The sequence below is a fragment of the Streptomyces sp. NPDC057099 genome (genome assembly GCF_042671245.1).
GTDB classification, from domain to species: Bacteria; Actinomycetota; Actinomycetes; order Streptomycetales; family Streptomycetaceae; genus Streptomyces; species Streptomyces purpurascens.
Genome location: NZ_JBHUTX010000075.1, coordinates 17209 through 25096 on the forward strand (window position 1 = coordinate 17209; position 7888 = coordinate 25096).

The following is a 7888-nucleotide window of genomic DNA, read 5'->3' on the forward strand; positions in this document are numbered from 1 at the left end:
TTTGTTAACACGACCCCCCCGCGGGGGGGGCCCCGCCGGGCGGCCCCCCCCCTTCTCCGTCTCTGACGGCGTCTACGGCCGCTCAGTGACCGGCGCCCGCGCCGCCCGTCGCGCTCGCCGAAGCCGCGTCGGTCGGCGTGCCCGGCGACTCGTGGCCGCCCGGGGTCTCCCCGCCGGCGGGGCTCTCCGTGCCGGCCGGCTCGCCCGACTCGCCCTCGGCCGGTGAACCCGACGGCGAACCGGACGGGGCGCCCGACGCGCCCGGCGCGGCCGGGACCTCGCTCGGGCCCCACTCGGTGAAGTAGTGCTCGGCGGGGACGACGAACGCGCGCAGGCTCACGTCACCGGTCTTGCTGAAGGTGAAGGTGACCTTCTGGGCGTTGCCGTCCTGGACGGCCTCGCGGCTGCTCGGCAGGCTGGCGGTGGCGTTGCCCTTGCCGCCCACGATCAGCGAGCCGCCGGCCGGGATGCTGAGGCTGCCGCCCTTGGCGGGCTTGAGCTCGGCGGTCTTGCCGGTGCCGGGGATGGTGATGGACTCCAGCGTCTCGGCGGTCCTGCCGGAGTTGAAGAAGGTCGCGGAGATCGCGGCCGGGCCGGTCGACTCCAGGTCGGGCTGGGTGATCACCACAGCGTTCTGGATCTTGATGTCGCCGACGCTGGTCGCAGCGTTGTCCGGCTTGATCTCCAGTGTCTGGGCGTTGTTTCCGGCGCCGCACGCGGCGAGCGAGGCGATCGAGAACGCGACGGCGGCAGCGGCGAGGGCGCCGCGTCGAAGGCTGCTGCTCACGGCGGCGGCAACTCCTTGACTCGAGCAGAGCGGCCGATAAAGCCGCCCTAAGGGTGTGTCAGCAGGCCTCAGGTTACCGAGCCGTTCCCGCACCGCCGCACCCGACCCCCCGGGACCTCTGATCGCACCTGTGTCACAACTGACTCCCGCATCACATGTGACTCCTGCGTCACATTGGCGGAGTGCTCGTCCGGCATTCACATAAGAGCCCCGGGGCCAGTACCGCAAAATTTCCGTGAAGGAATGCGCGGACCACCTCGGAATTGATCACCGACGGCCCGTCCGGAGGGCTCGTGATCAATTCCGGATTCGACGGGAACCCGGCTCGGGCCGCCGAACGGAGTAGCGGAAGTCGATCATACGGAACAGGACATATCGGGATGTTCGGCCATCTGGAGGGGGCTTCGGATACGTGTAACGTACGCGTTTCGCTCACCCCGGGCAGCCGCTCTCACCTGCGAATACCTTCTTCCATCCCCTGGGCGAAGCACGTTCCTGTCGGACTTGTCAAGCCCCGAGATATGCCCTGACCTGCGAAAACGCCATTCAGAACCCGCAGTTTCCGTGTTACCCTGGATAGCCACGGAAGGGGTACCTGTCACATGACGTTCAAGGTTGGCGACACCGTGGTCTATCCCCATCACGGGGCCGCGCTGATCGAGGCTATCGAAACTCGCCAGATCAAAGGCGTGGACAAGACCTACTTGGTGCTGAAGGTCGCCCAGGGCGACCTGACGGTACGTGTGCCAGCGGACAATGCGGAGTTCGTCGGCGTGCGTGATGTGGTCGGTCAGGACGGGCTGGACCGGGTCTTCGAGGTGCTGCGCGCGCCGTACGCCGAGGAGCCCACGAACTGGTCCCGTCGATACAAGGCAAACCTGGAGAAGCTCGCCTCCGGCGATGTCATCAAGGTCGCGGAAGTGGTGCGTGACCTGTGGCGTCGTGAGCGCGAGCGCGGACTCTCCGCAGGCGAGAAGCGCATGCTCGCCAAGGCCCGCCAGATTCTGGTGAGCGAACTCGCCCTCGCGGAGAACACCAACGAGGACAAGGCCGAGGCCCTGCTCGACGAGGTACTCGCCTCCTGAGGCGAAGCCCGTCGATCAGCACTCTGCTTGATGCTTGATCAACGCTGCACATCGAAATGCCGCGGTGCCCGATGACGAATTTCCTGTCGCCGGGCGCTGCGGCATGTTCGTACCCGGAAGCCGGTGCACCGCCACCCCGGGATGTGTTATCACTCACGACCCGGTTGATTTGGCGTGCCGGGCCCGGGCAGCCGGCTCGACCAGCGTCACGGAAGGGTCCGGTCGAGCGCGTCGCGCCCGGCACTCCTCCAGGCCATACCCACGCCAGGCCAGCACACAAACCTGACAGGAACCGATGTCTGACGAATCACGCCCTGAGCCGCCGGCCGCCCCCGCGGCAGCCCGTACGGCGGCCGTGATCCCGGCCGCCGGCCGCGGTGTACGGCTCGGCCCGGGCGCCCCCAAGGCGCTGCGCGCCCTGAGCGGCACCCCCATGCTCATCCACGCGGTCCGCGCGCTGGCCGCCTCCCGCGCCGTCTCCCTGGTCGTCGTCGTGGCCCCGCCCGACGGTGCCGCCGAGGTCAGGTCACTGCTCGACGCGTACGCGCTGCCCGAGCGGACGGACTTCCTCGTCGTCCCCGGCGGGCAGACCCGCCAGGAGTCCGTGAAGCTCGGCCTGGACGCCCTGCCGGCCGGCCACGACATCGTCCTGGTGCACGACGCGGCCCGCCCGCTGGTACCGGTGGACACCGTCGACGCCGTGATCGAGGCCGTACGGGACGGCGCCCCGGCCGTGGTCCCGGCGCTGCCGCTCGCCGACACCGTCAAGCAGGTCGAGCCCGCCCGGACCCCCGGCGAGCCGGAGCCGGTCGTCGCCACGCCCGACCGCGCGCTGCTGCGCGCCGTGCAGACCCCGCAGGGCTTCGACCGGGCCACGCTGGTCCGGGCGCACGAGACGGTGACCGGCGAGGTCACCGACGACGCCGGCATGGTCGAGCAGCTCGGCCTCACCGTCGTCGCCGTGCCCGGGCACGAGGAGGCCTTCAAGGTCACCCGCCCCCTGGACCTGGTCCTCGCGGAGGCGGTCCTGGCCCGCAGGAGGCTCAACGATGGCTTCTGACGACTTCCCGCTGCCCCAGGTCGGCATCGGCACCGACATCCACGCCTTCGAGGAGGGCCGCGAGCTGTGGTGCGCCGGCCTGAAGTGGGAGGACCAGGGCCCGGGCCTCGCGGGCCACTCCGACGCGGACGTCGTAGCCCACGCCGCCTGCAACGCCCTCTTCTCCGCGGCGGGCCTCGGCGACCTCGGCCGGCACTTCGGCACGGGACGCCCGGAGTGGTCCGGCGCGTCGGGGGTCGCCCTCCTGACGGAGGCGTCCCGCATCGTCCGCGAGGCGGGCTTCCGCATCGGCAACATCGCGGTGCAGGTCGTAGGCCCGCGACCGAAGATCGGCAAGCGGCGGGACGAGGCGCAGAAGATTCTTTCGGAGGCGGCGGGAGCACCGGTCTCCGTGTCGGGCGCGACCACGGACGGCCTGGGCTTCCCCGGCCGGGAAGAGGGCCTCATGGCGGTGGCAACGGCGCTGGTCGTGAAGCGCGGATGACCGGTCCGACTCTTGGCGGCGCGGGGCTGTGTCTGATTTGCGGCTCCCGCCGCGTGGGCGCGACCAGCCCCCACGCGCCCGCACCCGAGAACGGTGCCGTACATACGCCACGGCCTACTACCCTGGTGTCGTGACTATTCGCCTGTACGACACCAGCGCCCGGCAGATCCGTGACTTCACCCCGCTCACGCCGGGTTGCGTCTCGATCTACCTGTGTGGTGCCACCGTGCAGGCCGCCCCGCACATCGGCCACATCCGCTCCGGCCTGAACTTCGACATCATGCGCCGCTGGTTCGAGTACCGCGGCTACGACGTCACGTTCGTGCGGAACGTCACCGACATCGACGACAAGATCATCGCCAAGTCGGCCGACCAGAACCGCCCCTGGTGGTCCATCGGCTACGAGAACGAGCGCGCGTTCAACGACGGCTACCGCGCCCTCGGCTGCCTCCCGCCGACCTACGAGCCGCGTGCCACCGGCCACATCACCGAGATGGTCGAGATGATGCGCGGCCTGATCGAGCGCGGGCACGCCTACGAGGCCGACGGCAACGTCTACTTCGACGTGCGCTCCTTCCCGGGCTACCTGGAGCTGTCCAACCAGGAGCTGGACAACCTCCAGCAGCCGTCCGGCGCCGGCGAGACCGGCAAGCGCGACCCGCGCGACTTCGCCATGTGGAAGGCGGCGAAGCCGGGCGAGCCCAGCTGGGAGACGCCCTGGGGCCGCGGCCGCCCGGGCTGGCACCTGGAGTGCTCGGCGATGGCGCACAAGTACCTCGGCACCGCCTTCGACATCCACGGCGGCGGCCTCGACCTGGTCTTCCCGCACCACGAGAACGAGATCGCCCAGGCCAAGGCCTACGGCGACGCCTTCGCGCGGTACTGGGTGCACAACGCCTGGGTCACCATGAGCGGCGAGAAGATGTCCAAGTCGCTCGGCAACTCGGTCCTGGTCAGCGAGATGGTCAAGCGCTGGCGGCCCATCGTGCTGCGCTACTACCTCGGCACCCCGCACTACCGCTCGATGATCGAGTACAGCGAGGAGGCGCTGCGCGAGGCCGAGTCGGCGTTCGCGCGGATCGAGGGCTTCGTGCAGCGCGTGGTGGAGAAGGCCGGCGTCGTCGAGCCCTCCGCCGAGGTGCCGCTCTCCTTCGCGGAGGCCATGGACGACGACCTGGGCGTGCCCCAGGCGCTCGCCGTGGTGCACACCACCGTCCGGCAGGGCAACAGCGCGCTGGCCGCCGACGACAAGGAAGCCGCCGTGGCCCGGCTCGCCGAGGTCCGTGCGATGCTCGGCGTCCTCGGCCTCGACCCGCTCGACGAGCACTGGGCCGGGGAGGGCGACCGCGGCGACGACCTGCACGGCGTGGTCGACACGCTGGTGCGCATGGTCCTCGACCAGCGCGAGGCCGCCCGGGCCCGCAAGGACTGGCCCACCGCGGACGCCATCCGCGACCAGCTGGCGCAGTCCGGTCTGGTCATCGAGGACAGCCCGCAGGGTCCGCGCTGGAGCCTCGGCCCCCGCTGAGACAAGGCCCACGGCTGATCGACTGTGCCGCCCGGGCCTCCGGGCGGCACACTGCATAGACGCAACAAGCACAGACGTAGCAGACGTACGCAGACGTACGTACGAACCACTTCACGGAGACGGGTAGCTCATGGCCGCGAACAACCGCCGCATGTCCGGCAAGAAGGGCGCGCAGGTCGGCAGTGGCGGCAAGCGGCGCCGGGGCCTGGAAGGCAAGGGGCCGACGCCGCCCGCCGAGGCACGCAAGGGACACGCCAAGCAGCGCGCCGCGCAGGCCAAGTCGCGTCGCGCCCAGAGCCGCACCAAGGGCCCGCGCGCCAAGGGCACCTCGGAGCTGGTCGTCGGGCGCAACTCGGTCGTCGAGGCGCTGCGCGAGGGCGTGCCGGCCTCCACGCTGTACGTGCAGCAGTTCATCGACAGCGACGAGCGGGTGCGCGAGGCCCTGCAACTCGCCGCCGAGCGCGGGGGCATCAACCTCATGGAGGCGCCGCGCCCCGAGCTCGACCGGATGACGAACGGGCTGAACCACCAGGGCCTCGTGCTCCAGGTCCCGCCCTACGAGTACGCACACTCCGAGGACCTCGCCCGCGCCGCCGCCGACGAGGGCGTGGACCCGCTGATCGTCGCGCTCGACGGGGTGACCGACCCGCGCAACCTCGGCGCGGTCGTCCGGTCCGTCTCGGCCTTCGGCGGGCACGGCGTCGTCGTGCCCGAGCGGCGGGCCGCCGGGATGACGGCGGGTGCCTGGAAGACGTCCGCCGGCGCTGCCGCCCGTACGCCCGTCGCCCGCGTCACCAACCTGACGCGCGCGCTGGAGGCGTACAAGAAGGCCGGCATCGTGGTCGTCGGCCTCGCCGCCGACGGTGAGGTGGAGCTCGGCGAGCTGGAGGCCCTGGGCGGGCCCGTCGCCATCGTCGTCGGGAGCGAGGGCAAGGGCCTGGGCCGGCTGGTCGGCGAGACGTGCGACTACCGGGTGCGGATCCCCATGCCGGGCGGCACCGAGTCGCTCAACGCCGGTGTGGCGGCGGGGATCGTGCTGTACGAGGCGGCGCGCCGACGTCGCTGAACAGGCATCCGGAACTTCACCCGTACGGGGTAATTCCGGAGGTGTCGGGGCGACAAGGACAAGCTTGACGGGGTCCGGACAGATCCGGCCGGTCAAAGCAGTGTCCTATCGCGACGTCACTCGGTTAGATGAGTGTGGACACCAGAACACCCCGCACTCCCACGGGGGACCGCTCGTCGGGACTCGACGACGCTCCCGCGCTGAGCATGGTGAAGGTGCCGAGCGACCCGGCGCAGGTCATCGTCAATCACGCGAGTTTCCGCGTGCAGTTGGGCGTCTCGACGCGTCGCGTCCAGTCCCCCCGGGTCGCACGGCACCTGACCGCCAGCGAGGACACCGCCCGCTTCCCCGTCGCCACCGCCGGGGGCGGGGCGGACGGGGCCACCGCCCGCCGCCGGCCCGTCGTCTGGAGCGGCAAGTCCGCGCCCGACGACACCGGCGCCCACCGGCTCCTCCAGGCCGTGCGGCACGAGAGCATCCGCCACACCGAGGAGCCCGCCTCCGACGCCGGAGCCACCCAGGTCATCTCCCGCCCGGCCACCGGCCACGGGAACCCGGGCTACGGCGGCCCCGGATACCAGGGCGACGGCTACGGCGCCGGATACGAGGACGACCTCGACCAGACGGTGGAGACCCCCGTCGTCGGCCCCCAGCGCACCCACTCCGACGGCGCCCGGCTGCTGCCTCCGATGCGCACCGTCGGCAGCGCCTACGACGAACCCGCCTACGCGGAAGAGGACTTCGAGGACCTCACCGCCGACACGGACGGGACCGGGCGGGCCTCCAGGCGGCACGGCGACGACCCGGCGCGGCACGCCTACTACCCGGGCCGCCGGATGAACCTCGGCGTCGTCCTGCTCCCGCTGCGCGTGTTCCTCGGCTTCATCTCCATCTACGCCGGCATGGGCAAGCTGTGCGACCCCGTCTACTTCGACGGCGGCAAGCGCGGCTCCATGGTCACGTGGCTCAACACCCTGCACCCCTGGGAAGTCGCCGAGCCGCTGCGCCAGTTCGCCCTGCAGCACCCGGTCGGCTCCGGGCTGGTCATCGCCTTCGCCCAGGTCATCGTCGGTGTCCTGACGGTCCTCGGCTGCTGGCAGCGCGTCGCCGCGGCCTTCGGCGCCCTGCTCTCGGCCGCGCTGCTGGTCACCGTCAGCTGGAAGAGCGTCCCCGCGTACGAGACGCCCGACATCATCTACCTCGCCGCCTGGTCCCCGCTGATCATCGCCGGCGCCCCCGTCTACTCCGTCGACGGCCGGCTGGCCGGCAGCGCCTGGCGCCGCCTCGGGCCCCGCGCCGACATCTGGGACCTGCGCAGCTACGTGCTGCGCCGCGGCGCCCTCGTCACCGCCATCGCCGCCGGACTCACCCTGCTCGTCGGCTCGCTGCTCGGCGGCGCCGTCCGCGACGCCGACCGGGTCGTCGTCCCCGGCCCCGGCGAGGCCCCGCGCAACGAGCTGCCGGGCTCCCCGCTCCCGGGCGAACCCAAGCGGCAGGAGAAGAAGACCCCGTCGGCCTCCACGTCGCCCACCCAGGGCGCCACGGCCGGCACGGCCAGTCCCAGCGCGGGCACCACGACCCGGCCGGACGCCACCCGGGGCAGCGGAACCGTCACCGGCGGTTCGCCCAGCCAGACCCAGGGCAGCGCGGGCCAGGCCCCGCCCCGGCAGTCCTCCCCGGCCGACGAGGCGCCGAGCACCACCTCCGGCCCCACGTCCGGCGGCTCCGCGACGGGCGGCGGCTCCGGCTCGACCGGCGGCACCGGCGACGGCTCCTCCTCGGGCCAGCCGGGCCTGGTGGGCGGCCTGCTGGGCTAGCCGGCCGACCGAGGCAGGAGACAGGAGAGGGGCCCCGCACCATCACCTGTCTCTTATACAC

At 71.7% G+C, this 7888-nt stretch carries 7 protein-coding genes; 6 read left to right on the plus strand and 1 reads right to left on the minus strand.

Annotated elements, in window-relative coordinates; all coding sequences use genetic code 11:
* Window positions 1–82 precede the first annotated feature (82 nt).
* Complete coding sequence (locus ACFT4A_RS40780; RefSeq protein WP_382841250.1) at window positions 83–787, minus strand: DUF461 domain-containing protein; 705 nt, start codon at window positions 785–787, stop codon at window positions 83–85.
* A 602-nt stretch (window positions 788–1389) separates the two neighbouring features.
* Between ACFT4A_RS40780 and ACFT4A_RS40785 the strand changes: the two genes are divergently transcribed.
* From ACFT4A_RS40785 to ACFT4A_RS40810, 6 genes are all read left to right on the plus strand, one after another.
* Window positions 1390–1872 (plus strand): CarD family transcriptional regulator, encoded by a 483-nt coding sequence (locus ACFT4A_RS40785; RefSeq protein ID WP_003953493.1) that lies wholly within the window; start codon window positions 1390–1392, stop codon window positions 1870–1872.
* Window positions 1873–2167: 295 nt separating this feature from the next.
* Window positions 2168–2932, plus strand: coding sequence for a 2-C-methyl-D-erythritol 4-phosphate cytidylyltransferase (gene ispD / locus ACFT4A_RS40790; protein WP_382841252.1), 765 nt, complete (start codon window positions 2168–2170; stop codon window positions 2930–2932).
* Entirely contained in the window at window positions 2922–3416 is a 495-nt protein-coding gene (gene ispF, locus ACFT4A_RS40795; protein WP_382841255.1) for a 2-C-methyl-D-erythritol 2,4-cyclodiphosphate synthase, read from the plus strand. Before ispD ends, ispF begins: the two co-directional genes overlap by 11 nt.
* 130 nt (window positions 3417–3546) lie before the next feature.
* On the plus strand, window positions 3547–4944 hold the full coding sequence (gene cysS / locus ACFT4A_RS40800) for a cysteine--tRNA ligase (protein WP_382841257.1): 1398 nt from the start codon (window positions 3547–3549) through the stop codon (window positions 4942–4944).
* Between the two features lie 130 nt (window positions 4945–5074).
* Window positions 5075–6010, plus strand: a complete 936-nt coding sequence (gene rlmB, locus ACFT4A_RS40805) for a 23S rRNA (guanosine(2251)-2'-O)-methyltransferase RlmB (RefSeq protein WP_189729409.1) — start codon at window positions 5075–5077, stop codon at window positions 6008–6010.
* Window positions 6011–6138: 128 nt separating this feature from the next.
* Window positions 6139–7827, plus strand: coding sequence for a DoxX family membrane protein (locus tag ACFT4A_RS40810; protein ID WP_382841260.1), 1689 nt, complete (start codon window positions 6139–6141; stop codon window positions 7825–7827).
* Window positions 7828–7888 lie beyond the last annotated feature (61 nt).